Below are 26,087 nucleotides of genomic sequence, written 5' to 3'. Positions count from 1 at the left end.
GTCAGCACGGATCGAAGGAACAACTTTTTCGCGGAGAAACTTTGGAGCTTACGCCAACCCGAAGAACGGATCCAATTTCCCTACATGTAGGTACACACTCGGATCGCGGCGTCGCCCGCGGGATCGGCGCGTACGCGCTCGGCGATCATGGATCGAGCAGGCGGCCGGGCGTAAGCGAGAGCCCGTCCGGGTCCGTTCACGACGCGGGCGCCAACCCGGTGGCGAGCTCTCCTATACTGTTGTGGGCATGACACCGGGGCAGCGCATCGGAGCGCAGTACGCGATCGAGCGGCGGGCGGGGGCGGGCTCCCTCGGGACCGTCTACCTCGCGCGGGATCTCGCGCGCGACGAGCCGGTGGCCATCAAGGTCCTGAGGGATCCGACCGACGAGGCGCGCACGCGCTTCGCCCGGGAGGCCCGGGCGCTGGCCTCGCTGGATCACCCGCAGATCGTCCGGTACATCGGCCACGGGGAGCTGCCGGACGGCGAGCCGTACCTCGTGATGGAGTGGCTCGACGGCGAGGACCTGGGCGCGCGGCTCGCGCGCGGGCGGCTGGAGCCGGCCGCCGCGCTCCGGCTCGCGGCCAAGGTCGCCGAGGGGCTCGCGGCCGCGCACGCCCAGGGCGTCATCCACCGCGACATCAAGCCGCAGAACCTCTTCCTGCCGCTCGGCGACCTCGATCGGGTCAAGATCCTCGATTTCGGCCTCGTGCGCCTGCGCGACGCGACGTACGTGCTGACGCGCGCCGGGGCGACGCTCGGGACGCCGTCCTACATGCCGCCCGAGCAGGTCCTCGGCGACCACGACCTCGACGCCCGCGCGGATCTCTACTCGCTCGGGTGTGTCCTGTTCGCGTGCCTGACGGGCCGGCCGCCCTTCGCCGCGGCGCAGCTCGTGGCCACCCTCGCCAAGGTGGTGTTCGACGAGGCGCCGCGGCCGAGCGCGCTCTCGCCCGGGCTGCCGGCGGCGCTCGACGTGTTCATGGCGCGGCTGCTCGCCAAGAAGCCGGCCGCGCGGCCCGGCAGCGCGGCCGTGGTCCTCGAGGAGCTGCGCGCGCTGGAGGTCAAGGTCGCCGGGCCGCCCTCCTCGAGCGCGCCGGCCTCGTCGGCCGCCCTCACCGACCGCGAGCGGCGCCTCGCCAGCGTGATCCTCGCGGCGGACGTGGCCGACGTCGCGCGTGGCCTCGCCGCGGGTGATCCGCGCGCGAAGACCGCCCCGCTCGGCGACGCGCCGCCGCCCGGCCCCCTGGAGCTCACGTCACAGGCGCTGCGGCAGGTCGTGGCGCGGTACGGCGCGCAGCTCGAGCTGCTCGGCGACGGCTCGCTCGCGGCGCTGCTCCCGGGCGCGGGCGCGCCGGCCGAGGTCGCCGCGAGCGCCGCGCGCTGCGCCCTGGCGCTCCGCGGGCTCTTGCCGAGCGCGCGCGTCGCGCTGGCGACCGGCTGGGACGAGGTCGAGCGGGCGCAGCCCACGGGGCAGGTCATCGACCGCGCCAGCGCCCTGCTCGATCAGCGCGAGCGGCGCGCGGCCGACGCGGCGGCCGACGCGGCGGACGGCGCGCCGCCGATCCTCGTCGACCGGACGACCGCCGACCTGCTCAAGGACCACTTCGAGGTCGCGGTCGACGACCAGGGCGGGCACGTGCTCGTCGGCGAGGTCGAGCCCGCCGACGAGGCGCGCCCGCTGCTCGGCAAGCCGACGACGTGCGTGGGGCGCGACCGCGAGCTGCTCCTGCTCCAGGCGACGTTCGAGGAGTGCGCGGCGGAGTCCGAGGCGCGCGCGGTGCTGGTCACGGCGGGCGCCGGGGTGGGCAAGTCGCGCCTGCGCCACGAGCTCGTGCGGCGCCTCGCCGCGCGCGGCCAGCCCGTCGAGATCTGGACGGCGCGGGGCGACTCGATGCGGGTGGGCGCGCCGTTCGGCATGCTCGGGCAGATCGTCCGGCGCGCCGCGCGGCTGCTCGACGGCGAGCCGATCGAGGCGCGGCGCGCGAAGCTCGCCGCGCGCGTCGGGCAACACGTGCCGCCGCCGATCCGCCAGGCGGTCACCGAGTTCCTCGGGGAGATGGTGGGCACGCCGTTCCCGGACGACGAGAGCGTCCTGCTCCAGGCGGCGCGGCAGGACGCGAAGCGCATGGGCGACCAGATGCAGTGGGCCTGGGTGGAGTTCGCCCGGGCCGAGTGCGCCGCCCGGCCGGTGCTGATCGTGCTGGAGGACCTCCACTGGGGCGATCGGCCCACGGTGGAGTACGTCGACGCGGCGCTCCGGCTGCTCTCGGGCGAGCGGCTGATGGTGCTGGCGCTCGCGCGCCCCGAGGTGCGCAAGGCGTTCCCGGCCCTGTGGGGCGAGCGGGCGCTCACGGAGCTCCGGCTCGTGGAGCTGTCGCGCAAGGCCTGCGAGCGGCTCGCGCGCGAGGCGCTCGGGCCGGCCGCCCCGGCCGCGCTCGTCGACGAGATCGTGGCGCGCTCCGCGGGCAACGCGTTCTTCCTCGAGGAGCTCGTGCGCGCGGCGGCGGAGGGCGACGGCGGGGGCGTGCCGGAGACGGTGCTCGCGATGATGCAGGCGCGCCTCTCGGGGCTCTCGCCCGAGGCGCGGCGGCTGCTCCGCGCGGGCAGCGTCTTCGGCGAGGTGTTCTGGCGCGGGGCGGCGCAGGCCCTGCTCGGCGCGGCGGTGGAGGAGGCCGAGCTCGACGCGTGGCTCGCGGAGCTCGAGCGGCGCGAGCTCGTCACGCGCCGGCTGGACGCGAAGTTCCACGGGGAGACGGAGTACGCCTTCCGCCACGCGCTGGTGCGCGACGCGGCCTACGAGATGCTGACCGACGACGATCGGGCGCTCGGCCACCGGCTCGCGGGCGCGTGGCTGGCGCAGGCCGGCGAGACGGACGCGATGGTGCTCGCCACGCACTTCGCGCGGGGCGGCGAGCAGGAGCGGGCGATCAACTGCTACCGGCGGGCCGCGGAGCAGGCGCTCGGGGGCAACGACTACACGGCGGCGATCGAGCGCGCGGAGGGCGCGATCGAGTGCGGCGCGGCCGGCGAGGAGCTCGGCGAGCTGGCGACGATCCAGGCCGAGGCGCACCGGTACCGGGGGGACTTCGCCTCGGCCGAGCAGCACGCGCTCGCGGCGATGCGGGCGCTGCCGGAGGGGAGCCTGCGCTGGTACCGCGCGGCGAACCTGGTGGCGCTGGCCGCGTGCCCGCTCGGCCACGAGGAGACGGCCACGGCGCTCGCCCGGACGCTGCGCGGGCGCTTCTCGCAGGGCGCGGCGAGCGGGCCCGAGCTCTGCGCGATGGCGCAGGCGGCGAGCGGGCTCCTGGTGCTGCGGGGCGAGTGCGAGGACGCGGACGCGCTCTACCGGCAGGTCGAGGGGGTGGCGGCGCGCTTCCGGGGGGATCCGGCGGTGAGCGCGACGATCCTGCGCCTCGGCATGCACCGGGCGATCCTGGCGGGGGATCTCGGCGGGGCCCGGGAGCGATGCGAGGCGGCGGCGCACGGGTTCACGCGGGCGGGCGACGCGCGGATGGCCTGCAGCTCGCGCAGCAACGCCGGGCACCTCTGCAACGAGCTCGGGGCGTACGCCGAGGCGGCGGCGCTGCTGCGCGCGGCGCTGTCGGACGCCGAGCGGCTGGCGCTGGCGAACACGGTGGCGCACGCGAAGGAGAACCTCGGCCGCGCGCTCCTCCACCTCGGCGCGCTCGACGAGGCGCGCGCCCTGGAGATGGAGGCGCGCCGGCATTTCGTGGCCGCGGGCCAGCGGCGCCTGGAGGGCGGGACGTACATCTACCTGGCCGAGGCGCTCCGGCTCTCGGGGGATCTTTCGGGCGCCGAGGCCGAGGCGCGGCGCGCGTGCGAGCTGCTCGCGGACGTGCCGCCGCTCGTGCCCTGCGTGCTCGCGACGCTCGCGAACGTGCTGCTCGCCCGGGGCCGCGCCGCCGAGGCGCTCGAGGGCGCGGCGCGCGCCGCGGGGCTGGCGTCCGCGGCGGTCGCGTCGCTCGGCCACCTCGAGACGGGCGAGTCCCTCGTGTACCTGGTGCACGCGGAGGCCCTCGCCGCGAACGGCGAGGGCGCGCGCGCCCGCGCGGCGATCGGGCTGGCCCGCGACCGGCTGCTGGAGCGGGCCGCGAAGATCACGAACCGCACGTGGCGGGCGAGCTTCCTGGAGAACGTGCCCGAGAACGCCCGTACGCTCGCGCTCGCGCGGGCGTGGCTGGGCGCGTGACGTCCTCTCCCTGGCGTGTGTGACACGCCCACGCCGCAGAGCTGACATTGCAAGATTTCGTCCGTGGCATATGAGGAACTTGACGCCCGGGGGCCCCCCTCGGTGATCAGGGCGCCAATACCGCTCGGCAACAAGTGCAACGGGAACCGCGCCCAGGACCTGCCCACCGCGGAAGAGGTCGAGGCGCAGGGCTGGTCGACGTACGCGGGCAAGGTGCTGCGCATGAACCTCGACGGCGCGATGCCGGAGGACAACCCGGTAATCGACGGCACCCGCAGTCATAGCTATTCGTACGGCCACCGCAACGCGCAGGGCCTCGTGTTCGGCGAGGGCGGCGAGCTCTACGCCAACCAAAAATACAGAGAAAATTCTGGTTTGCGCCTTTGCGCCTTTGCGCCTTTGCGTTGAAATCTCTCGGGATCCCTGGCCAGAGTCGTGAGGCACGGAACTACGTCGTCCCCGATTCGGTCCCACACCAATTCGGTCCCACAGCAGCAGGAGAGCGACTGGAGCCACCCGGACTTCACGCCGCCCCTCATGACCTTCTACACGGTCGAGAACGGCCGCGAGTTCAAGGATCCCGCGTTCCCGGGCACCGAGTGCATCTGCTTTCCCACGATAGCCCCCTCCTCTCTCGATTACTACCTCGCCGCGGGCGGCATCCCCGGCTGGGGGAGCTCCCCGCTGATCACCGGGCTCAAGAATGGGGAGGTATTCCGGGTGAAGCTGAGCCAGACGGGACGACCGTGGTCGGCGAGACCGTCTCCCACCTCAGGACCATCAATCGTTATCGCGAGCTCGCGATCCACCCGGACAAGCGCACCCTCCACATGATCACCGACAACGAGGGGCCGACGGCGGGGCCGACCGGCGGCTTCACATTCGCCCTGGAGCACCCGGGGGCGATCCTCGAGTTCACGTACACGGGATCGCCGTGAGCCCGCGCCCTCCGCGCCGCTGAATCCGGAGCGCGCGGCGCCCGTACGACCGCGCGGCGGCTCGCGCGGGCGCCGCGCCGGCCGCCGTATTCCCCGCAAGGGGACGACAGAAACCGCAGCAGATCTCAAATTTTCCAATCCGAACGCGCCGATGTGGGCGTGCCGGGATCGCGTCGGCGCGTGTAAGTTGACACGCGCTCACCTCGACCGATAACGTGTGCATACGGGAAGATCGCACTCGGTGCGAGGGGTCCTGGTGCCGGCGCCCGAAGGTCTCTGGTGATGCCGGACCAGGGCGCCGCACGCTGCAGGTGAAATGGAGCTTCGGGGGGACCGGGGTCGCCCGCGTGGAGGTGCTGATGAAGAGTCGATCCGTGCCGCGTCGCAATGTCGTCTTGTCGGCGCTGATCCTGTCCACCGGCGCCTTGACGGGTTGTACTTCCAAGGGGAGCGAGAGGGCCGAGGCCGCCCCGAAGGAGGCGACGACGCCCGCCGCGGCGCCGGCGGCGGCGACCAAGCCCGCCGCGGTGGTCACGATCGCCAGGGAGCAGCAGGCCACGTGGGTGCGCAATTTCAACCCGCTGCTCTCCGAGGGGAGCGTGCGCTTCCCGACGGTCGCCGGGATCTACGAGCCGATGCTCGTCTACAACACGATGCGCGGCGAGTACACGCCGTGGCTCGCGACGCAGTACGCGTGGAGCGAGGGGAACAGGAAGCTCACCTTCACGACACGCCCCGGCGTCAAGTGGTCGGACGGCAAGCCCTTCTCGGCGCGGGACGTGGCGTTCACGTTCGCGCTCCTGAAGAAGCACCCGGCGCTCGATCTGTCCGGTGTGTGGAAGTTCATCGGCGGCGTGACGGCGAAGGACGACGCGACCGTGGAGTTCACGCTGCGGCGGCCTTACGTCCCCGGGCTCAGCTACATCGGTCACCAGCCGATCGTGCCGGAGCACAAGTGGAAAGACGTCGCCGATCCGGTCACGTACACGAACGAGAACCCCGTGGCGACAGGGCCGTTCACCGAGGTGAAGGTCTTCCAGAACCAGGTGTACGAGCTCGGCAAGAACCCGAACTACTGGCAGGAGGGCAAGCCGGCGGTGGACGGGCTGCGCTTCCCGGCGTACCCGAGCAACGACCAGGTGAGCCTGGCGCTCACGAACGGCGAGATCGACTGGGCGGGCGCCTTCGTCCCCGACATCGAGGAGGTGTTCGTCGCCAAGGATCCGGCGAACCACCATTACTGGTTCCCGCTCGTCGGCGGGACGGCGACGCTCTACCCGAACACGACGAAGAAGCCGTTCGACGACGTGCGCGTTCGCAAGGCGATCAGCATGGGGATCGATCGGGAGCAGATCGTCAAGATCGCGTCGAACAACTACACGCACGGCGCGGACGCGACCGGGTTGGACGACTCGTACGAGCGCTGGCGCAACGACAAGGCGGTGGCGGCGGGCAGCAGCTGGGTGCAGCTCGACGTGGCCGGGGCGAACCAGATGCTCGATGAGGCCGGCTACGCGGTGGGCCCGGACGGGATCCGGGCGAAGGGCGGCAGGCCGATGCGCTTCGAGATCAACGTGGTCAGCGGCTGGTCGGACTGGGTCCGCGCGGTCCAGATCATCGCGCAGAACCTGAAGCAGCTCGGCATCGACGCGACGATGAAGACGTACGACTTCAGCGCGTATTTCGAGGCGCTCCAAAAGGGGACGTTCGACATGGCGATCAGCTGGACTACCGTGGAGCCGACCCCGTACAACTTCTACCGCGATCTGATGAGCGCGGAGCTGGTGAAGCCCGTGGGGGAGGCGTCCGCGCGAAACTGGCACCGTTTCGGGGCGAGGGAGGCCGACAGCCTGTTCCACGAGTTCGAGGCCGCGACGGATCCGGCCGAGCAGAAGCGCATCCTGGACGCGCTGCAGATGATCTTCGTGCAGGCCGCGCCGGTGATTCCGCTCTTCAAGAATCCGTCGTGGGGCGAGTGCAACACGAAGCGCTTCACCGGGTTCCCCACCCACCGGAACCCGTACGCGAAGCTGACGCCGAACAACCCGCCGGAGTACCTGCTCGTCCTGACGGAGCTCCGGCCGAGGTAGGCCGACCGCGACCCGGGCCGACCCGACCCGGGTTGGACTGGTTCGAGACCCGACCCGCGAGACCCGAGACCCGACCCGGGTTGGACTGGTTCGAGCCGGGCAGGCCGGACCGACCCAGGTTGGGGCCGACCCGGACCCGACCCGCGACCCGGACCCGACCCAGGTTGAGGCCGGGCCGGGCCGGGCCGACCGCGACCCGGGCGGCCGACCCGACTCGGGTTGAGGTCGGGCCGACCCCGCGGAGGCCGGGCCGCGACCCGGGTTGGGTTGCACGGGCCGGGTTGGGTTGCACGGGCCGACCCGCGGGGGGCCGAGCCGGGTTGTGCCAGGGCGGCAGGGCGGCAGACCCGAGTTGAAGGTCAACAGCCGTTTGAGAGTCGAAGCCTAGCTTACCCGGGGCTGACCCGGGCTAAGCCATCGTGACTCGGCTTTAGGGCCGTCCGAGGCGCAATTAATGCGTTGCAAAGCTGAGGCGCGGAAGAGCTGCTAACGAGTGCACCGCACCTGCCTCTGACGCCGTCCCGCGTCAGCCCGATATGGCATGGCAAACGGATATTCACCTTCAGCACCACCCATGGAGCTTATAACCATCTTGCTCTCTATAGATGGAGTTCTCCATCTCACGGCGATGCATTGCTCCCTAATCGCCAGGACTTGACCGCTTCGCTTTAGCGCATATGTGCAGTACCTACACCGTGAGTACGACGTCGCTCACGCTGGCGCCGTGGAACGTACGCATCCACCACGTTCCCGTCGGGAACACAGCGCTACGTACACCTTCGCACCATCGTTTGAGCGCCACGCGGTACGAGGCACGAAACGCGCGCACAGCGGCAGCAGCGACCCGCCACGCATCGCCCTGCTCACGACCGACCGCAAATGTCGGATTGCGATCCCGTAACGTCTCGAAGCTGGTGGCACGCTCGTAGGGGGAGACCTTGCCGGCTCGCTCAGCACCCAGGCAGCGGATCCCCTGCCGCCTCACTTCCGCGTGAGCTTGCGCTTCGTGCCGATCGAGCTCCGCGGCGACCGCCCGGCGAAAGCCCTCTGCGCCGTCCTCTCCGATGGTGGGCGGCAGCGCGAGCGGAAGCGTCACCTCCGCCGGCCACTGTGGGTTTGCAGGATTGAGATATGCCGAGGGACGGGCCGCGTGCAGCACGCCGCGGCCGATCTCGCTCACGTCCACCTTGGCACCAGGCCACTCACGCGCATGCCAGACGAGGCCTGCAGCCACAGGGTTTGCGAGGACATAGGCGATCTTCTCCACCACCGCTGCGCGCGTCAGAAGCCTTACCACACTGGTTTTTTCGTGGTCCCATACCGACCCTTCCCACTTGCGGAGCACCTTCGTGCCCAGCGCGACAGTACGATGAAAGAACTGCAAAAATCCTGGCAGTACGCCGTTCACATCGGTCACGATTAGGTGCAGATGCGTTGACATCGCGCAGAACGCATGGACCTGAAGGCCGTAGCGGCGAGCGGAGACCGCGAGGGTGTAAACCAGGAACTGGGTGATGGCGGCGTCGGGACGGAGGAGGAGGTGCCGACGAAGTACGCGACGGGTGATCATGTAGGTGGCGCCGGCAACAATCTCGCGGGGCTGACTCATGCCGCTGCCTTTGACAAATATCGTGCCGAACGCTGTTCCCGGTCATTTCAATGATTTTCCCTGCTGCTTGGGTGGCGGTTGCCTTTTCCGCCAGGCGGCCGCCACGTGCGACCCGGGTCCGGCCAATCCCGGCTATGCCCACCTCGGCTTCCGCTTCCCCAATCTGCGGCTACCTCAACTTGCGGCTATCTGGCTACCTCAACCTGTGGCTGCCTCAACCTGGGCTACCTCGGCTACCTCAACCGGCTACCTGGCTACCTCAACCTGGGTCGGCTCGCTCCGGCTTCCTCAACCTGGGTCAGCTTGCTGCTCGCTCCGGCTGCTTCCTCAACCTGGGTCGGGTCCACGGCTCAACCTGGGTCGGGTCCACGGGTCCACGGGTCCACGGGGTCCGCGGTCACAGGATCGCGAACGCCCGGACCGGAAACGTCCCCATCGCGCGGACCTTCGCCGGAACCGCGAACAACCGGCCCCCCGCGTCAGGAAGCTGCTCCAGCCCCGTCATATGCTCGCAGATCGGGATCCCCTCGCGCAGCAAGATGGAGTGCACCGGCCGCGCCGGATCCCCCGTATCATCGATGTTGTACGTGTCGACGCCCACGAACGCCGCCCCCGCGCTGGCCAGCAGCCGCGCCGCGTCCCGCGTGAGGAACGGGTGCCCCTCAAAATACCTCTCCGTGCGCCAGTGCTCGCTCCATCCCGTACGCACAAGCACCGCCTTGCCGGCCACGTCGACCCCGGCGAACGCGCCCGGCCCGATCGCCCGCTCGGACCGCCCCCGCGCCTCCACGACCACGCTCTCCAGCCCGGCGAGCGACTCGAGCGGCAGGTCCGCCAGGTCCTTGCCGTCGGGATACCGGTGGAACGGGCTGTCCACGTAAGTGCCCGTGTTCGCGACCATATCGATGCGACCGATGTGGAACTCGACGCCTTCGGCGTAGACCCCGCGCGACTGTTCCCGGGACAGGAAATCGCAGAGGACGGGGGCCGGCACCCCCTTGTACGTGATCATGCCGTGCTCGATGGTGTGGCTCAGGTCGACGATTCTCTGGGTCGGGGTGGTCACGGTCCGCTCCTCGGGTTCGCGCCGCCCGGCGCGCGCTCGGCGACCCGGGTTGGCGGTCGCGGACAGGGTATCCTCCGCGGGTGCCGAAGATCCTCGTCATCGACGATCAGCCCGCCGTCTGTGTCGCGCTGACCACGCTCTTCGAGCTGCACGGCCTGGAGGTCCGCGTCGCCGCCACGCCGGACGAGGCGATCGCGGCGGTGCTCGGCGACGAGCTCGGCGCGGTGGTCCAGGACATGAACTTCCGGCAGAGCGCCACCTCCGGCGAAGAAGGGATGGACCTCCTCCGCCGGATCAAGGCCATCGATCCCGACCTGCCCGTCGTGGCCATGACCGCATTCACGTCGATCGAGGGCGCCGTCGGCCTGATCAAGGCCGGCGCGAGCGACTACGTGCCGAAGCCCTGGGACGACCGCAAGCTCGTCGCCACCGTCAGCAACCTCGCGCGGCTTCGGTCGCTCGAGCAGGAGAACGCGCGCCTCGTGGCCCAGCGCGGCCGCGCGCAGCACAAGCTCGCCGAGCGCTACGACCTCGCCGGGCTCGTGTACGCGAGCGACGCGATGCACGAGATCGTCGGCCTCGCGGTCAAGGTCGCGCCCGCGGACGTGCCCGTCCTCATCACCGGGCCGAACGGGACCGGCAAGGAGCGCCTCGCCAGCATCGTCCAGGCGAACTCCCGGCGGCGGGACCGGCCGTTCGTCAAGGTGAACGCCGGGGCCCTCCCCGACGAGCTCGTCGAGGCCGAGCTGTTCGGCGCCGAGGCTGGCGCGTTCACCGGCGCCGCGCGCCTGCGCGTCGGACGCTTCGAGGAGGCCGACGGCGGCACCCTGTTCCTCGACGAGATCGCCACGCTCTCGCTCAGCGGCCAGGCGAAGCTGCTGCGCGTCCTGCAGACGGGCGAGTACCAGCGCCTCGGCAGCAGCGTCACCCGGAAGGCCGACGTGCGCGTGCTGAGCGCGACGAACCGCGACCTCCCGCGCGCCATCGCCGAGGGCGCCTTCCGCGAGGACCTCTACTTCAGGCTCAACGTGATCGAGCTCGCGCTGCCCGCGCTGCGCGACCGGCCCGAGGACATCGTGCCGATCGCCCTCCACCTGCTCGATCGTCTCGCGGGGGCGGCGGCCGCGGGCGGGCGGGTGGTGCTCAGCCAGCGCGCGCGTGATGCGCTCGTCGAGCACGACTGGCCCGGCAACGTCCGCGAGCTCGAGAACCGGCTCACGCGCGCGGCGCTGGTGCGCAAGGGCGAGGCAATCGAGCCTCAGGACCTCGGCCTCGACGCGGCCGCGCGGCTCCCGCCGGCGCCGAGCGCCCCGCCGGGCGCCGCCGCGGGCGCCCCGTTCGCCGCCCCCTCCACCGAGCGCGCCGAGATCGAGCGCGCGCTCGTCGAGGCGCGGGGCGTGGTCGCCAAGGCCGCGGCGTCGCTCGGCCTGAGCCGGCAGGGCCTTTACCGGCGCATGGACCGGCTCGGGATCCAGATCGAGCGCAAGCTCAAGTAGCGCCTGCATCCGTCGCCGGCGTCGCTCCCGTCGCCGGCGTCACCCCCGTCGCCGCCGGCAGCCGGCACTCCACCTCGACCCCTCCCCCTTCGCGACGCCGCAGCGCGAGCGCGCCGCCGTGCGCGGTCGCGATCTCGCGGCAGAGCGCGAGCCCGAGGCCGCGCCCCTGCGCCTTGGTCGAGTAGAACGGCAAGAGCGCCTTCCCCAGCGCCTCGTCCGGGAGCCCGCAGCCGCGATCGGCCACCGTGAGCGCGAGCTCGCCGGTCGGCAGGCGCCGCGCCGCGACCTCGATCTGGTCCGGCGCGCTCCCGGCCTCGGCCGCGTTCTTGAGCAGGTTCAGGAGCAGCTGCTGGATCTGCGCGGGATCGAAGATCCCAGCCTCGGCCGGCGCCTCGCGCAGCGCGAAGGGCGCGAGCCCGCGCAGCCGCTCGAGGAACGGGCGCCACGCCACGCGCTCGAGGGCCGGCGGCGGGAGGCGCGCCAGATCGGCGTACGCGGCCAGGAAGCGCACGAGGTGCGCGCTCCGCTCCTCGATCGTGTCGAAGACGACGCCGAGGCGCTCCCGCTGCTCCGGGCGGTCGAGCAGCAGCCGGCCCGAGTGGATCAGCGACGAGATGGGCGCGAGCGAGTTGTTGAGCTCGTGGCTGATCATCCGGATCGCATTCCGGTAGAGCTCCGCCTCCTTGCGCGCGATCTCGCGCGTGAGCGGCCGGACCGACACCAGCACGTGCGCCTGGGTGTTCAGGCGGAACGCGCGGCGGGCGACGTACAGCGTCTCGAGCTCTCCCCGGCGCTCCACGGACACGAGCGCGTCGCTCCCCGACGTGATCGCGGCGCGGAGCTCCTCCGGCTCGCCCGCGAGCAGCTCGCCGAGCGCCCGCCCGCCGAGGCGCTCGCCCGCGGCGAAGAAGGCGCGCGCGGCCCCGTTGTCGAGCACGATCCGGCCCGCCTCGGTGTGGAGCACCATCGCCACGGGCGCCGCGTCGAGCGCCGTCTCGAGCAGCAGCTCCCGCTGGTAGAGATCGTCGCGCTGCGCGCGCAGCGCGTCGCCGAGGCGGTTGTGGCGCTCGACGAGATCCCCGAGCTCGTCCCGGCGGTCGCGCCGGACGCGCAGCGTGTAGTCGGACTCCGCGAAGCTCGCCAGGCCGTCCGCGACCGCGCGCAGCAGGCCGAGCGCGCGGCCGAGCAGGAGGCGGGACGCGACCGCGCCGACGGCCAGGGCGAGCCCGAGCCCGGCGAGGGCGCACCCGGGCAGGGACACCTCGGCGCGCGCCGCCGCGAGGCTCCCGGCGCAGGCGGCGGCCGCGCTGAGGACCACGACGAGGGCGTGGCGGACCCGGAGCGGCACCCGGAGCGCGCTCATGAGCGCGACGCCTCGGCCGGAGACACGGCGCTCGCGCGCAGCGCGGGCAGGAGCGCCGCCGCCATGCCGGCGAGCCAGATCGCCGCGGCGACCAGGCCGCTCCGGAGCGGATCGAGGGGCACGTCGAGGGCGGGCGCGGCGGCGCGCGCCGCGGCCCGGAGCGCCGCGAGCGCGACCGCGCCGGCGGCGAGGCCGGCCGTCGTGAGCAGCGCGTTCTCGACGAGCAGGAGGCGCGCGACGTCGGCGCGCGTCGCGCCCAGGGCCCGGCGGATGCCGACGGCCTTCCGGCGCTCGGCCACGAGCAGCGAGGCCATGCCGATGCGCCCCAGGAAGACGACGACGAGCATCATCCCGATCAGCGTGAAGGCGAGGCCGCCCGCGCCGCGGCTCGTGTGGGTGTCGAGCTCGGCGCCCTCGTCGAGCTTGCGGACGAGCACGACGCGGCGCGGGTCGGCGCGCTCGATCGCCTCGCGCACCTCGCTCGCCAGCGCCGCGTCGCCGTCGATGGCCGCGCCGGCGGGTCCGCCCGCGCCGGCGGTCGAGCCGGCCGGGTCGAGCCGGATCACGTAGCTCAACGAGCGGCCGAGCGGCGGCCCATCGGCCGCAAAGAGGACGCTCTCGGCGTCGGGATCGATCCCCAGGGAGGCGCGGAACGAGGGCACGACGCCGACGATCGCGAGCGGCTTCTGCCGGGCGCTCCGGCGCACGATCTGCCCGACCGCGCGGCCGTCCGGGAAGAGGCGCGCCGCGAGCGCCTCCGTGACCACGGCCGGCGTCGCCGCCTCGGCCGCGGCGTCCCCGCGCGCGAGCAGGCGCCCCTCGCGCGGGGTCAGGCCGAGGATCGAGGCGACGCCCCCGCGGTCGTCGAGCACCCAGGCGATCGCGCGCGGGCCGCCCGGGGCCGTCGTCTCCACGACCTCCCGGTGGGTGAGGTTGTACGGCGCCGACGTCGCCTCGGCGGCGGCGCCGACGCCGGGAACCCGCGCGAGGGCGTCGAGGTCGCGGCGGACGCAGGTGTCGCGCTCGTCGCGGGACGTGAAGCTCGGGCCGTCGCGCTCGGTGGCGGCGAGGAGCAGCGCCCGCGTGTCGATGCCCCGCGGCACCGACGCGACGCGCGTGTAGTGGACGGCGAGCCCCGAGGCGTACACGGCCACGGCGAAGCCGAAGGCGGTCTCGAGCACCGTCAGGAGCGCGGGCGTCTTCTGGCGGGCGAGCGCCCGGACGAGGGGGCCGATCACGATCGCCCGAGCCCCTCGGCCGGCGGCCGCTTCGCCGCGCGGAAGGCCGGGTAGACGCCGGCGGCCAGCCCCGCGGCGAGCGCGGCCGCGAGCCCCGCCGCGGAGGAGCGCGCGTTCAGGTGGTAGTCGATCGGCCGGACGAGGATCACGCGGTTGACGACCGCGAGCGTCGCCGCGGCCACGCCGAGCGCGAGCGCGGCGCCGGCGATCGCCACGAGCGCGGCCTCGAGGAGCAGCTCGAGGAAGACGCCGCGGGCGCTGGCGCCGAACGCGCGGTAGACCGCTATCTCGGCGCGCCTCGCGCGGAACTTGCCCTCGAGCAGCCGCGCGACGTTGAGCGTGCAGGCCCCGAGGAGCACGTCCGCGAGCAGCGCGAAGATCGTGGCGCCGGGGTCGTCTGCGCGGAGCGCGTGCATGCGCTCGCGCGGCACGAGCTCGGCCCCGAGCACGCGGCGGCCGCGCGCCCGCTCGCGGTCCACGTGCGCGTCGAGCTCGGCCTGGAACGCGGCCCGGCGGGGCTCGTCGCGGAGCTCGACGAGCAGCTCCAGCCAGCCGTTGTCGGACGCCGCGAACGCCTCGAAGCTCCCGCCCGGGTCCTCGTGCTCGCGGAACAGCAGCGGCCTCACGCCGAGCGCGACGCCGACCGCGCTCGGCGCGAAGACCAGCGCCTGGCGCGGGGCGCGCGCGCCGGGAGCGGCCGGCACCGCGACCACGCCGGCAACCCGGAAGGGCTCGCCGAACAGGCGCAGCGTCCGCCCGAGGCCGCTCTCACCGGCGAACAACGCGCGCTCGGCCCCCGCGGAGAGCACGACCGGGCGCGCCTCGCCGGCGCCCTCCGCCCGCGACCAGAGGGCCCCGCTCTGGACCGGAGCCCCCATCATGCCGAACAGCTCGCGCGTGCAAAAAACCACCTGGACTGGAATGAGCGGTCCACCGTCGGCGCTCCCGGCGGTCAAGGCGGCGAACAGGTCCGACGCGCGCGAGGGGTGGGAGCTCCCGAGGAGGACGCGGTCGCGCAGGCTCGGGGTATCGATCGCGCTCGGCTCGAGGAACGCGCCGCCCTCGCGCCGGATGGAGACGAAGTAGACGCCGCGCGAGGAGGCGAACGGATCGGACGCGCGCCCGCGGAGGACGGCGCGCGCCGCCGTCCACGCCGCGAGGCCGAGCGTGAACGCGAGCAGCATGATCGCCGTATGACCGGGCTGCCGGCCGAGGCTCCTGAGGGCCAGCCGGAGCGCGTCGCCGAGCGTCACGGGCGCCCCTTCGCGGCCGTGTCCGCGGCCGCGGCGGGCGCCGCTGGCGCGGGCGCAGGCGGCGCTGCGGCCGTCATGAGCGATGCGGGCGCGGGCGCGGTTGCGTGCGGCGCGGCGGGCGCGGCGAAGGCCCAGGGATCGATGAGCTTTCCGTCGAGCACGTGCACCTTGCGGCGCGCCCGCGCAGCGAGCTCCGGGTCGTGCGTCGTCATGATGATCGTCGTGCCGCCGGCGTGGATGCGCTCGAGCAGGTCCAGGATCTGCCGCGCCGAGCGCGAGTCGAGGTTGCCGGTGGGCTCGTCGGCGAGGAGCAGCGCGGGTTCGCCGACCAGCGCGCGGGCGATCGCCACGCGCTGCTGCTGCCCGCCCGAGAGCTCGCCGGGCAGGTGGCGGAGCCGCGCGCTCAGGCCCACGTCCGCGAGCGCGCGCTCCACGCGCTCGCGCCGCGCGCGCGCGCCCAGGCCGCGGACCCGCAGCGGCACCTCCACGTTGTCGAACACGTCGAGGTCGGCGATGAGCTGGAAGCTCTGGAACACGAAGCCGATCTTCCGGTTCCGGATCGCGCTCGCGCGCGCGTCCGAGAGCCCCTGCATCGGCTCGCCGTCGAGCAGGTACTCGCCCCCGTCGAACGGGTCGAGCAGCCCGGCGACGTTCAGGAACGTCGTCTTTCCGGACCCGGAGGGCCCCATCACGCTGAGGAACTCGCCGCGCGCGACGTGCAGCGTGAACCCGGAGAGCGCGTGGGTCTCGAGCAGGCCGCGCCGGTAGACCTTCGTGACGTTCGTCATCCGGATCATGGCCGTCACGCCGCGCGCCGAGCGCGCCTCCTCTCCAGCACAGGGTTCACCGGCGTCCGCAAGGCGTTCAAGGCGTCCGCTCGTTCGCGTGAGCGCGCTAGTGCGTTAGCAAGGGTCGCACCCGCAGGAAATCGGCGCGACGCGGCCCCGGGAGCGACACGTGTCCGCCGCTCCCGCGGACACCTGTCCGGACGCGGACGCACGGGCGCGCGTGGATCCCGGGCGAGAGCGCCGATCCTGCCGGGCACGCCGCCTGCTCTGTCGCCGCGCATGCGAAACCACTTCTTCTCTCTCTCCCTCGCCGCGGCGCTCGCGTCCGGGTGCGCGCCCGAGCCGACGTCGACCTCGAGCGCCCCGACGTTCCGCAAGGACGTCGCACCGCTGCTCCAGAAGAGCTGCCTGAGCTGCCACGCGCAAGGCGGCAGCGCGCCGGTGAGCCTGTCCTCGTACGAGAACGCCCGGGCGCTCGCGCCGCTCATCGCCGCGGAGACCGAGGCGCGGCGGATGCCGCCGTGGAGCGCCCTCCCGACCGACGAGTGCGAGCCCCCTCGCCCGCTCCGGGGCGACCTGCACCTCTCCCTCGACGAGATCGCCCTGCTCCGCGCCTGGAGCGACGCCGGCGCGCCCGAGGGAGATCCCGCGGACGCCCCGGCCCCGTACGCGCCCGCCGCCCAGGGCCTGTCGCGCACGGACATCGAGCTCGCGCCCCGGGCGCCGTTCGCGGCGGCGCAGGGCGCCGACAGCTTCCGCTGCTTCGTCCTCGACCCAGAGCTCGCCGAGCCGACGTGGGTCCAGGGCTACGACGTGCTGCCGGGCGACCGCGAGGTGGTGCACCACGCGCTGATCTTCATCGACGCGAACCGCGAGAGCGAGGCGCTCGGCGGCGAGAGCGGCAGCTACGAGTGCTTCGGCGACGCGCGCCTCTCCGAGACGTCGTTGCTCGGCGCGTGGGCGCCCGGCGCGCAGGCGTTCGAGCTGCCGCCCGGCGTCGGCATCGCGGTGCCGGCGAACGCGCTGCTCGTGATGCAGGTGCACTACCACCCGAAGCCCGGCAAGCCGCCCTCGCCCGAGGCGACCCGGGTTGCGCTCCGCCTCGCCGACGCGAAGCCGGGCCGCGCCCTCCTGAACCTGCCGTTCGGCAACGCCGAGGGGCCGTTCCCGGACGGGAACGGGCTCCTGCCCGGCCCGGGCGATCGCGGGAGCGCCGAGTTCCGGATCCCGGCCGGCGCCGAGGGGCACGTGGAGCGCATGCGGTTCGCCGTCGATCTCCCGATCCCCGAGGTGTCGATCTACGGCGCCGGCGTCCACATGCACCGCGCCGGCGTCGACATGAAGGTCGAGCAGCTGCACGCGGGCGGCGAGGGCGACCGCACCTGCCTCCTCCAGACGCCTGCCTACGACTACAACTGGCAGCGGGTCTACAGCTACGACGCGCCGATCGACGACCTGCCCAGGCTGCGCTCGGGCGACGAGATCGAGCTGCGCTGCACGTACAACAACACCACGAACAACCCCGCGATGGCCGCGCAGCTCGTCGAGGAGCGCCTGCCCGCGCCCCAGGACATCCGCCTCGGCGAGGAGACGCTCGACGAGATGTGCGTGGCGTTCGTGCCCGTCGTGCACCCGAACCCCTGAGGAGAGGCCGATGCGATCAAGACACCTTCGTGGACTGCTCGGCGCGCTCGCGCTCGCCGCCTGCTCGTCGCCTTCCTCCGTCGAGGCGCCGCCCGGGGGCGCGGCGCCGCCCTGGGTCGCGACGCCGCCCGAGGAGCTCTGCCCCGAAGGCTTCGCCGACTGCGACGGCGACCGCGAGAACGGATGCGAGGCCGCGCTGCTGACGAGCGCCGACAACTGCGGCGCGTGCGGCGCGCGCTGCGCGGGCGGCGACGGCGCGACGGCGCTGTGCGCGGCGGGTGCGTGTGTCCTCGCGTGTGACGCCGGCCGGGCCGACTGCGACGGCGCGGCGGAGAGCGGCTGCGAGGCGCGCACGCTGGACGACGCGCGGCATTGCGGCGCCTGCGGCGTGGTCTGCGCCGCGGCGTGCTGGAACGGCACCTGCGACGCCGCCGTGCTCGCCGAGGCGCTCCCGGTGCCGACGTTCCTCGAGGTGGACACGTCCGGGCTCTACTGGTCGAACCAGGGTGCGAACGACAGGGCGAACGGCAGCATCATAAGGCTCGATCCCGGCGGCGGACCCGCGGCGGTGCTGGCGGCCGATCTGGCGCGCCCCGGCTACGTCGCGCTCGACGAGGCGGCGGTGTACTTCGCGCACGACGGGGGCATCGCGGCCGTCCCCAAGGCCGGCGGCGAGCCGACCGAGCTGGCGCCGGGTGCGCGCGGCGTCGCGGGGCTCGCGGTGGATCAGGGCACGCTCTACTGGATCGAGGTGGGGACGCCGCCCGCGTTCGAGGATGGCGCGCTGTTCGCGGCCCCGCTCGACCCCGGCGCGGAGCCGACGAGGGTGAAGCTCGCCGTCGTCCCGGGCTTCGCCAGCGGGATCGCGCTCGACGAAGGCCACGTCTACGTGACCGCTGCCGGGACCGGAGAGGCCCGCGGCGCCCTCTACCGGGTCGCCCGCGACGCGACCGCGTCGAGCGCGCCGGAGAGGCTCCACGACAAGCTCGACGGGCCGCGCGCGCTCCGCGCCCACGGCGGTGCCTTCTGGTTCACCGAGCGCCAGGGGATCGCCACCTTCTCCCCCGGGGCCCCCGTGCGCAGGGTCGTCTCGGATCTGCCGCAGACCCCGGCGGAGCTCGCGTTCGACGACACGCGGGTCTACTGGACGACGGCCCGGGAGATCGATGGCCAGGTGCAGAGCGCGCGGCTCGACGGGAGCGACCTCGAGACGCTGGCGCGTTACCTCAGCTTTCCGTGGGGCATCGCCGTCGACGGGACGAACGTCTACTGGACGCTCGCGTGGGCCGGCGGGCCGGCCACGGGGGCGCTGGTCAAAGGGCCCAAGGTCCCGTGACGGCGGGCGGCGAACGCGGGCGCGCGCGCCCGGGCGGCCAAGCCGCGAAGAACCTGGCGGGGACGGGCGTTCTTCAGCCCTCGACCGCCGCCTGCCTCCCGCCGCCTGACTCCTCGTCTCGTTCGCCTGTGTGCAGCAGATAGCCCGTGGCCGGGTTCTCCCGGCGCCAGATCACGTGATCCATGAAGTAATGATGGATGTTCACGAACACGTAGACCGCGGCGAAATACGGTGTCTCGCCGAGGCCTGCCATCGCTTCACCGTCGCTCGCGCTCATCACGAGCGCTCCGTCGAGGAGCGCGGGCCCGCCGCGGAACACGACCCACCCGAGCCCGACGGCCGAGGCCGCCAGCACCGCCAGCCGCACCCCGGTCGGCGTCCCGAATGACGGCGGCCCCTCGGCCTCGCGCGCCTCGTTCCGCTTCAAGAGCCAGACGAAATACAGATACTGGACGGAGTGCAGCGCGGGGATGAGGTACATCATGAGCCGGTCGAGGCTCGAGTAGACCGTCCAGAGCCAGACGGTGATCAAGAACCCGGCGAGCGGCGCCAGGGGCGGCAGCCGCCGCTCCCTCCGCCACCGCTGCGCGAGCGCCCAGAGCAGCGCGAGCGCGCTCACCCCGAAGATCACCTGGGTGACGGGCTCGAGCGCCGGCGGGTGCGCGAGCGACGTGTACACCACGCCTTTCTCCTCGAGCTCCCTGCCCGGATCGGCCGGGCTCGCCCACGCATAGGCCCAGGCCGCGAAGCAGTGCCCGAGGACGACCCTGCGCTCCAGCGGGGTGAAGCGGAACCCGCGCCGCGCCGAGAGCACCGTCAGCACGCCGAAGCCCTGCTTCACGTAATGCCAGCCCACGAGGAGGAACATGAGCTGGATCATGAGGCCCATGGTCCGCGCGGAGCCCGTCGCCAGCGCCGCGACCGCCCACGCGAGGAGCGCGAGCGGCACCAGGAACCCGGCGACGACGTAGCGTATCCGCTGCATCGGGGCGAACACGCCGCCCAGGGCGCGGCGCCTCGCGTCCTTGTAGAACAGGAGGTACGTCACCGCGAAGTGCGGGTCGTTGATCACGGACGCCGCGTGGAACGTCAAGAAGCCGAGCGCGAGCTCCGACGCGTCGAGCCCGACGCTCCGGCGGAGGATCCAGACGAGGGGAAAGAGGACGAGCGTCGCGCCCCCGACCAGCAGGAACTCGATGAGTCGCCCCCGGAGGGCGCCGGGGCGCGACGTCGCGACGGGGGCTATCAGCGTCACGCTCGCGCTGGTCATGCGGCGAAGTTACCACAACCCCGGCGCGAGCTCGATCGCGGCGAACGCATCGTTGGATCGCGCCCTCTCCGGGTCACCTGCCGGAGCTTGGCGCTGGACCGTGGGTCCAGACAGTGGCACAAGACGGTAATACAACCATGGTTGTGAACAGAGCATCACGGGTCGATGCCGGCGCATCGGGCGCTCGCCGGCGGCGCCGCGCCGGCGCGCTGGCTGGCGGCTTTTGCGCCTTCACGATGAGCTGCGCGGCGAGCCCGCCGGCGACCGCGCCGGTGCCTGCGCCCCCGCCGGCCGCGCCCGCCGTGCCGGCGCCGCCGGCGAGCGCAGCGCCAGGCGGCACGCCGCATGGGGCCCCGCCGGCGGAGCGCGGGTCGCCTGACGACGGCATCCAGCGCGAGCGCTGGGTGGGCACCCTGGAGCTGACGAAAGGCGAGCAGCCCATGATCGCCGGAAGGCTGATGTCGCGAGAGGACGCCGAGCGCGTGCTCGGCCCGGACTGGCGCGCGCTGCGCGGCCGGCGAGTCCGCGTGCTCGCGTCGCTCAGGGATCACGTCTGCGAGCCGGAGGCGCAGTGTCTGACCGGCGGGCGCATTCCGCTCCTCGAGAACGTCGCATCTATCGAGCTCTGCAGCCCCGCAGACTCCACGGTTCAGCCGGCCGGCGTGGACTGCGCGCCAGGCGCCGCGGAGGTCGCGATCTGCGAGGCCGAGTGCCAGAGCCGCAGCCAGGAGTGCTCCGAACGCGCCCCCGATCGCGGCGCGCTGCGCCGGTGCGGCTGCGCCAAGGTCAGCTGCGAACAGGCCTGCAAGAGCCGCGGCGAGGCGCAGTTCGTGTGCCGTTGACCCTCCGGCCAGAGGCCCGCCCGCGCGCGGCTCGGCGCGTGGGGCGCGGGCGTCCTCCGCCGGCGCGCCGGCGGCACGCCCACCCGCGCCTCACAGCCGCGTGACCACGAGCCCTTCGTTCTGCACGGAGATGCGCGCGGGCTTGCCGCGGTGCTCGTCCGGGATCTCGTCGGCCATGAGGTAACGGCCGGCGATGGAGACGAACTCCGCCTCGAGGCTCATGCAGAAGATGCTCGCGTCCGCGTTGTGGTGCGCGCCCGCCATGGCGCGGCCGCGGAGCGGCGCGTAGACGTGGATGTTGCCGTCCGCGATGAGCTCCGCGCCCGAGCTGACCGGCGAGAGGACCACGAGGTCGCCGTGGGGCACGTAGACGACCTGCCCGCTGCGCACCGGCTGCCGCACGGTGAGCCCCGCCGGCGGCGGCTCGCCGGCCGCGTCCGGCGGGGGCGCGGCGTCCCTCGGGCGCCGGGCGGGCCCGGCCGCGCCGCGCTCCGCCGCCGGCCCCGTCGCCGCCGGCCCCGTCGCCGCCGGCCCCACCGCGACGGGCCCCGGCGTGGGCGTGTTCCCCTCGGACGGCGCCGGCTGGCGCGGCCCGCGCGCGTGTGGCGCCCGCAGGACGCCGAGGCCGGCGGCGACGGCCCGCTCCCGCTGGGCGTCGGTCGGGTTGCGCACGGCGATGGGCACGAGGTTGTGCTTCCTCAGCAGCCCGGCGACGGCGCCGAGGTCGACGGGCTCGTCGCCCAGCGCGTCGAGGTCGAGCAGGATCGGCAGGTGCAGGAAGAAGTGCGGCATCTGCGAGATGTGGTCCGCGAGCTGGCGCTCGATGGCCCCCACGTCCGAGGTCCGCAAACAGATCATCGTGAGGGCGGGCATCGTGCCCTTGAGCGCAAACGCCTGCTGCTCTTGCCGCTTCTCGCCTCGCCTGCCCGACACCATCGCTGTCCTCGCTTCCAAAGAGGTGATCCCGCGGCGGCATCGTACCCCGGATCCCGACGCGCGCGCCGGAAAAACCGGCTGTCTCTCCGGCTGTCTCTCCCGGCGCGACATCGCCCGAGGCACCCGAGGCGCCGGAAGCGCCGGCGGGCCCGCTCGTCCCCCGTTGGCTGGGCGCCCCGGGCGATGGTAACGGTCGTTTGATCATGCCCACAGCGCGCCGCGCCTCCGTACGGCGGATCGATCCGCGCCTCGCCCCGGCCGCGCCCTCCCCCGCCCCGCCGATCGCGCACCTCCGCCGCCACTTCGCCCTCGAGGTGCCGCGCGTCTTCTCCGAGGCGGAGCGCGTGGCGCTCGTCGCCGGGGTCTACGCCGCCCGCGCCGAGTGGACCCCCGACTTCGGAGGCGAGCAGTTCTCGCTCGGGCGCGCCTTCTACACGCACCTGGAGCAGGGGCTCTCCCGGCGTTATTTCGCCGACGCGGCCGCCTCCGACGCGCGCGTGGAGCGTTACCTCCCCGGCCTCCAGCGCCGCATGCGCGAGCTCGTCGCCGCGATCACCGGCGCGCCCGCGCAGCCCCGGCGCGGCTTCTGCGGGCCGGGCGTGCACATCTTCCCCGCCGGGGAGAAGGTCGCGCGCGAGGGCGGCGTCCTCCATTTCGACACCGAAGGCCTCTCCGACTACCACCTCGCCCGGCGGCTCCGCGCGATCACCGTGGTCGTGATGCTGGAGCTCCCCGACGCGGACGGCGGCCTCAAGCTGTGGGACGTGCTGTACGACGGGCGCGACGACGCGGACGACGAGGCGCGCTCCGCCCAGAGCCTCGTCGCGAGGTACAGCCCCGGCGGCGCCCTCGTCATCGACAGCTACCGCCTCCACCAGATACAGCCCTTCCCGGGCGGCCGCGACCGCATCTCCGCCACCGTGCACGCGGCCGAGCTCGACAGCGGGCGCTGGGAGACGTGGTTCTGAGCGGGCCCCCGCGGGCGCTCAGACGAGCGGCCGCAGGTAGTGGAACTTGGGGTCCAGCAGGTCCTCCGGCGTGAGCCCCCAGCCGTCGTCGCGCGGGATCAGGTAGATGACGTCCGACGCGACGCTGGCGAAGCTCACGTGCCCGAGGTTCTGGAGGAGGTGGCCGAACACGTCGCGATGCCACAGGCGCGCCTGCGGGATGTTGCAGATCGTGTGGAGCATGCGATCCGTCGGCGACCCCTGGACCAGCAGGAACGCCATCGTGAACGTCAGATACCGCGGCTGGCCGCGGTAGACGTCGGGCATCCCGGACGGCGCCCTGCGCGCGCCCTCCTCCGTGGTCATGCCGCCGGTCCACATGGCGAAGTCCTTGCGCGCCCGGGCGTCGTCGTCGAAGTAGTCCCAGCACCCCTTCTCGACGAGGTGCAGGCTGGAGAGCAGGGCCATCTGCGCGCGGCGGTACTGGTGCCACTTCTGGTTCAGGCTCATCCGCTCGCAGCGGCCCTGGACCGACTCGAGGAGCGTGCGGTGGAGATGGCTCCCGGGATCCATGCGCGCGCACACTTCCATCGCGAAGATCGAGTGCTCCACGATCAGCCTCCGTATCCCCCCGAAGCCCGGTTCCACGAGCCGCTCCGGCTGAGCGCCGCGCCGAGGATCACGCCGGTGCCCAGCGCCACCACGACAGGCACCGTCCCGAAATCCGGCGGCATCGGGCGCGGCGCGCCGAGGGTCGTGCTGGAGAACGGCGTCGCGCGCAGCGCGGGCACATACCACTTCCCCGGCCGCTGCACGGGCGGCTCGACGGGCGGAGGCCGCGGCGGCGGGGGCGGCTCCCAGGGATAATCCACCCAGAACCAGCCGTGCGACGCGGCGGTGCCGCCGTAGTAATAAGCGGGCCAGTCGCCGGTGTCGCCGGCGGGCTTCGGGATCCCGAGGTCGGGGGCGAAGACGGTCGCGGCCAGCATCTTCACGTTGATCATCCGGCCCTGGTAGCTCACGAAATCCTCGTTGAGATCGGGAGACTCGAGCGTGTCGGACTCCGTGGGCGCGACGTAGAGCACGCGGCGGACGCCGAGCTCCGAGAGCGCCGCGGCGGACGGCATCTTCGCGACATAGCGGTTGTCGAACTGCGTGGCGTCGTCCGTGTAGGCCGAGAGCCGCTGCCGATCGAGCACGATCATGGGCGCGCGGCGGCGCTCGGGCGGGCGGGCGAAGAGCGGCTGATAATAGGCCGCCGCGGCGAGCGTCAGGTGGGATTTGACGACGCCGCGCGGGTGCGGCCAGTTGTCGAAGACGAACACCGGATCGCACGCGGACGCCGCGCCGGCGGCGAAGGCCACCGCCTCGGGGCCGTCGAGATCCACGACGACCAGGATGTCCCGGCGGACGCCGCCGTCCGTCCCGGCGCCGAGCAGCAGCGACGCGAGCGCCTTGCCGCTGCGGTAGGCGCGGTCCATCGCCGGCGTGAAGATCGGCCGGAGCACGTCGCGGAGCGGCGTGATCGGCGTCCGGTCCTCCTCGGCGACGAGCCTCGGCTGCGCCGACGGCGCCTCGAACAGGGCGGGCGCGTAGTAGGCGCGCAGGGCCTCGTCGCCCGGGCGCAGGTCCGTGGCCATGCGCGCGAGCGCCGCGCGGTCGAACGGCGCGGTCGACTCGCCGTTGAACGTCACGCTCTCCGCGGCGGCGCCGAAGCTCCAGCCGAAGTCCCGCTGCAGATCGAGCGCCCGCTTCCGCGCGACCTCGTGATCGTCCCCGGAGCACCCGTCCGCGGCCGCCGCGAACATCACCCCGAGCCCCGCGACGCCCGCGGCGCCGAGCGCGATCGCGATCGCCCGCCGCCGCGAGACGTCCTTCGGCGCCTCGGCGAGGCCCTCGTGCCACCAGCGCGCGCCGTGGATCCCCGGCTTGTCGACGAGATCGGCCCGCTCGAACGGCTCGTCCAGCTTGCTCACGCGGCGGCCTCCTCGCGGCCGCGGGGCGCCGGCCCGGCGTCCCCGGCCTCTCCCGCGGCGCGCCCGTCCCGCGCGTCACGCGCGTCACGTCGAAGCGCCTCGAGGAACTGCGGCGTGAAGACGCCGTCGACGCGCAGCGAGTACCGGAAGAACGGGGCCGCCTCCACGCCGTGGTAGTCGTGATCGTTGAACCAGTAGGCCCGACCGGCGACGACCGTCTTGCGCCGCGCCCGCTCGTCCCACAGAAAGAGGCGTTTGTCGCCCGCCGGGCAGAGCGTGATGAAGTGATCCGGCTCGGGCTGATCCCCCTCCCCGTCGCGGTGCACCGTGCCGTGGTCGTTCGCCTCGAGCCCCATGATGTTGCAGCGCCCGATGGAGGCGAACGGCAGGCTCTTCACGTAGGCGATCGTCTTCGGGAAGAACGACCGCGCGAGCCGGGTGAAGTCCTTGCCTTCGCTCCGGCTCTTTTCGCTCCAAGTGCGGTTCGGGATCAGCTCGACATACACCTTCCAGGGGAAGTAGACCCCGTGGCGGAACTTGAGCCAGAGCATCTGCCGCCGCGAGAGCGGGATGTCGCGCTCCTCCCCGAACTCCAGCGCTGTGCGCGCGGACGGGTCGATGGCGGACGGGTCGTCCGAGAGCCGCTGGAACGTGAGGAACTCCGCCTCGCTGAGGCCGCGGATCACCTCGCCGTAATCGGCGAGCGCCTCGCCGAGCCGCGACGGCGGCATAATGCCCATCGCGCGGTGGCTGCCGCCCGTGTAATCGATGGGCACCTGCGTGAGCCCGAGGCAGATCTCCTCGTGGATCTCGCCGAGCGGGGCGAGATCGAGGTACGGCTCGAGATCGATGTAGGGCCGCGCGAAGATGCCCTGGATGCCGGAGTCGCGGGGAGGTTCGGCCATGGTCCGTCGCAGGAGCCGGATCGTCGCGACCGGCCGGTCTACCCATACCACAAAGGGCGGGCCTCCCCGAAAGGGTCGTCGGCGCCCGCGCCTGTCCGCGCGCCTCCGAGCCCCCGAGTCCCGCCGCGTGCTACGACGCCGCCCCCGCGCAGGGGGCTTGTGAGGCCGCGGCGCGTT

General features: G+C 73.2%; 20 protein-coding genes. 9 read left to right on the top strand and 11 right to left on the bottom strand.

The window, feature by feature from the left end; genetic code table 11:
- The first annotated feature begins 247 nt into the window (after nucleotides 1–247).
- The 4 genes from WMF43_RS19650 (at nucleotide 248) to WMF43_RS19635 (ending at nucleotide 7,241) form a co-directional block, all read left to right on the top strand.
- Nucleotides 248–4,213: a serine/threonine-protein kinase gene (locus tag WMF43_RS19650; protein ID WP_437682240.1), complete on the top strand. Its 3,966-nt coding sequence runs from the start codon at nucleotides 248–250 to the stop codon at nucleotides 4,211–4,213.
- A gap of 63 nt (nucleotides 4,214–4,276) precedes the next feature.
- Nucleotides 4,277–4,621, top strand: a complete 345-nt coding sequence (locus tag WMF43_RS19645) for a PQQ-dependent sugar dehydrogenase (protein WP_437682238.1) — start codon at nucleotides 4,277–4,279, stop codon at nucleotides 4,619–4,621.
- Between the two features lie 338 nt (nucleotides 4,622–4,959).
- Nucleotides 4,960–5,151, top strand: a complete 192-nt coding sequence (locus tag WMF43_RS19640) for a hypothetical protein (RefSeq protein ID WP_437682236.1) — start codon at nucleotides 4,960–4,962, stop codon at nucleotides 5,149–5,151.
- A gap of 359 nt (nucleotides 5,152–5,510) precedes the next feature.
- Nucleotides 5,511–7,241, top strand: coding sequence for an ABC transporter substrate-binding protein (locus WMF43_RS19635; RefSeq protein ID WP_437682234.1), 1,731 nt, complete (start codon nucleotides 5,511–5,513; stop codon nucleotides 7,239–7,241).
- A gap of 688 nt (nucleotides 7,242–7,929) precedes the next feature.
- Here the strand turns inward: WMF43_RS19635 and WMF43_RS19630 are convergent.
- Complete coding sequence (locus tag WMF43_RS19630; protein WP_437682233.1) at nucleotides 7,930–8,850, bottom strand: transposase; 921 nt, start codon at nucleotides 8,848–8,850, stop codon at nucleotides 7,930–7,932.
- 397 nt (nucleotides 8,851–9,247) lie between these two features.
- Nucleotides 9,248–9,916 carry a cyclase family protein gene (locus WMF43_RS19625; protein ID WP_437682232.1) on the bottom strand — a complete coding sequence of 223 codons (669 nt, stop codon included), beginning with the start codon at nucleotides 9,914–9,916 and terminating at the stop codon, nucleotides 9,248–9,250.
- A gap of 80 nt (nucleotides 9,917–9,996) precedes the next feature.
- On the opposite strand from WMF43_RS19625, the gene WMF43_RS19620 reads away from it, so the two are divergent.
- Entirely contained in the window at nucleotides 9,997–11,412 is a 1,416-nt protein-coding gene (locus tag WMF43_RS19620) for a sigma-54-dependent transcriptional regulator (protein ID WP_437682230.1), read from the top strand.
- Here WMF43_RS19620 and WMF43_RS19615 read toward each other — a convergent pair.
- Genes WMF43_RS19615 through WMF43_RS19600 form a run of 4 tightly spaced genes read right to left on the bottom strand, consistent with a single transcriptional unit; the run spans nucleotide 11,405 to nucleotide 16,063 of the window.
- Complete coding sequence (locus WMF43_RS19615) at nucleotides 11,405–12,775, bottom strand: sensor histidine kinase (RefSeq protein ID WP_437682228.1); 1,371 nt, start codon at nucleotides 12,773–12,775, stop codon at nucleotides 11,405–11,407. The two genes, WMF43_RS19620 and WMF43_RS19615, sit on opposite strands and share 8 nt — an antisense overlap.
- The gene (locus tag WMF43_RS19610) at nucleotides 12,772–14,013 is read right to left on the bottom strand and encodes an FtsX-like permease family protein (protein ID WP_437682227.1); all 1,242 of its coding nucleotides are present in this window, start codon (nucleotides 14,011–14,013) and stop codon (nucleotides 12,772–12,774) included. Before WMF43_RS19610 ends, WMF43_RS19615 begins: the two co-directional genes overlap by 4 nt.
- Nucleotides 14,010–15,266: an ABC transporter permease gene (locus WMF43_RS19605; protein WP_437682225.1), complete on the bottom strand. Its 1,257-nt coding sequence runs from the start codon at nucleotides 15,264–15,266 to the stop codon at nucleotides 14,010–14,012. The genes WMF43_RS19610 and WMF43_RS19605 overlap by 4 nt, the downstream gene beginning before the upstream one ends.
- Nucleotides 15,263–16,063, bottom strand: a complete 801-nt coding sequence (locus WMF43_RS19600) for an ABC transporter ATP-binding protein (protein WP_437684040.1) — start codon at nucleotides 16,061–16,063, stop codon at nucleotides 15,263–15,265. The genes WMF43_RS19605 and WMF43_RS19600 overlap by 4 nt, the downstream gene beginning before the upstream one ends.
- A gap of 270 nt (nucleotides 16,064–16,333) precedes the next feature.
- Here WMF43_RS19600 and WMF43_RS19595 point away from each other — a divergent pair, with 270 nt between their 5' ends.
- Nucleotides 16,334–17,698 carry a hypothetical protein gene (locus WMF43_RS19595; RefSeq protein ID WP_437682224.1) on the top strand — a complete coding sequence of 455 codons (1,365 nt, stop codon included), beginning with the start codon at nucleotides 16,334–16,336 and terminating at the stop codon, nucleotides 17,696–17,698.
- Between the two features lie 10 nt (nucleotides 17,699–17,708).
- Nucleotides 17,709–19,034: a hypothetical protein gene (locus WMF43_RS19590; RefSeq protein WP_437682222.1), complete on the top strand. Its 1,326-nt coding sequence runs from the start codon at nucleotides 17,709–17,711 to the stop codon at nucleotides 19,032–19,034.
- A gap of 73 nt (nucleotides 19,035–19,107) precedes the next feature.
- Here the strand turns inward: WMF43_RS19590 and WMF43_RS19585 are convergent, their stop codons facing one another.
- Nucleotides 19,108–20,304, bottom strand: a complete 1,197-nt coding sequence (locus WMF43_RS19585) for a hypothetical protein (RefSeq protein WP_437682220.1) — start codon at nucleotides 20,302–20,304, stop codon at nucleotides 19,108–19,110.
- Nucleotides 20,305–20,540: 236 nt separating this feature from the next.
- Between WMF43_RS19585 and WMF43_RS19580 the strand changes: the two genes are divergently transcribed.
- The gene (locus WMF43_RS19580; protein ID WP_437682219.1) at nucleotides 20,541–21,146 is read left to right on the top strand and encodes a hypothetical protein; all 606 of its coding nucleotides are present in this window, start codon (nucleotides 20,541–20,543) and stop codon (nucleotides 21,144–21,146) included.
- A 90-nt stretch (nucleotides 21,147–21,236) separates the two neighbouring features.
- On the opposite strand, the gene minC is transcribed toward WMF43_RS19580, so the two are convergent.
- Nucleotides 21,237–22,082 carry a septum site-determining protein MinC gene (gene minC / locus WMF43_RS19575; protein WP_437682217.1) on the bottom strand — a complete coding sequence of 282 codons (846 nt, stop codon included), beginning with the start codon at nucleotides 22,080–22,082 and terminating at the stop codon, nucleotides 21,237–21,239.
- A gap of 203 nt (nucleotides 22,083–22,285) precedes the next feature.
- Between minC and WMF43_RS19570 the strand changes: the two genes are divergently transcribed.
- Nucleotides 22,286–23,050 carry a hypothetical protein gene (locus WMF43_RS19570; protein ID WP_437682216.1) on the top strand — a complete coding sequence of 255 codons (765 nt, stop codon included), beginning with the start codon at nucleotides 22,286–22,288 and terminating at the stop codon, nucleotides 23,048–23,050.
- Between the two features lie 18 nt (nucleotides 23,051–23,068).
- Here the strand turns inward: WMF43_RS19570 and WMF43_RS19565 are convergent, their stop codons facing one another.
- The 3 genes from WMF43_RS19565 to WMF43_RS19555 are packed head-to-tail and all read right to left on the bottom strand — an operon-like array spanning nucleotide 23,069 to nucleotide 25,910.
- Entirely contained in the window at nucleotides 23,069–23,641 is a 573-nt protein-coding gene (locus WMF43_RS19565) for a hypothetical protein (RefSeq protein WP_437682215.1), read from the bottom strand.
- 2 nt (nucleotides 23,642–23,643) lie between these two features.
- Nucleotides 23,644–25,005: a hypothetical protein gene (locus WMF43_RS19560; protein ID WP_437682213.1), complete on the bottom strand. Its 1,362-nt coding sequence runs from the start codon at nucleotides 25,003–25,005 to the stop codon at nucleotides 23,644–23,646.
- Nucleotides 25,002–25,910, bottom strand: coding sequence for a hypothetical protein (locus WMF43_RS19555; protein WP_437682212.1), 909 nt, complete (start codon nucleotides 25,908–25,910; stop codon nucleotides 25,002–25,004). Before WMF43_RS19555 ends, WMF43_RS19560 begins: the two co-directional genes overlap by 4 nt.
- Nucleotides 25,911–26,087 lie beyond the last annotated feature (177 nt).

It is taken from the genome of Sorangium sp. So ce131, assembly GCF_051519095.1.
Lineage (GTDB): Bacteria > Myxococcota_A > Polyangia > Polyangiales > Polyangiaceae > Sorangium.
Note: the sequence above shows the minus strand (reverse complement) of the source record. Positions and strands in the feature narration are given on the sequence as shown.

Coding starts and splice junctions, on each gene's coding strand:
- WMF43_RS19555 (WP_437682212.1), bottom strand. CDS start 25,910: ATGGCCGAACCTCCCCGCGACTCCGGCATCCAGGGCATCTTCGCGCGG.
- WMF43_RS19650 (WP_437682240.1), top strand. CDS start 248: ATGACACCGGGGCAGCGCATCGGAGCGCAGTACGCGATCGAGCGGCGG.
- WMF43_RS19635 (WP_437682234.1), top strand. CDS start 5,511: ATGAAGAGTCGATCCGTGCCGCGTCGCAATGTCGTCTTGTCGGCGCTG.
- WMF43_RS19580 (WP_437682219.1), top strand. CDS start 20,541: ATGAGCTGCGCGGCGAGCCCGCCGGCGACCGCGCCGGTGCCTGCGCCC.
- WMF43_RS19595 (WP_437682224.1), top strand. CDS start 16,334: ATGCGAAACCACTTCTTCTCTCTCTCCCTCGCCGCGGCGCTCGCGTCC.
- WMF43_RS19615 (WP_437682228.1), bottom strand. CDS start 12,775: ATGAGCGCGCTCCGGGTGCCGCTCCGGGTCCGCCACGCCCTCGTCGTG.
- WMF43_RS19570 (WP_437682216.1), top strand. CDS start 22,286: ATGCCCACAGCGCGCCGCGCCTCCGTACGGCGGATCGATCCGCGCCTC.
- WMF43_RS19630 (WP_437682233.1), bottom strand. CDS start 8,850: ATGAGTCAGCCCCGCGAGATTGTTGCCGGCGCCACCTACATGATCACC.
- minC (WP_437682217.1), bottom strand. CDS start 22,082: ATGGTGTCGGGCAGGCGAGGCGAGAAGCGGCAAGAGCAGCAGGCGTTT.
- WMF43_RS19600 (WP_437684040.1), bottom strand. CDS start 16,063: ATGATCCGGATGACGAACGTCACGAAGGTCTACCGGCGCGGCCTGCTC.
- WMF43_RS19590 (WP_437682222.1), top strand. CDS start 17,709: ATGCGATCAAGACACCTTCGTGGACTGCTCGGCGCGCTCGCGCTCGCC.
- WMF43_RS19585 (WP_437682220.1), bottom strand. CDS start 20,304: ATGACCAGCGCGAGCGTGACGCTGATAGCCCCCGTCGCGACGTCGCGC.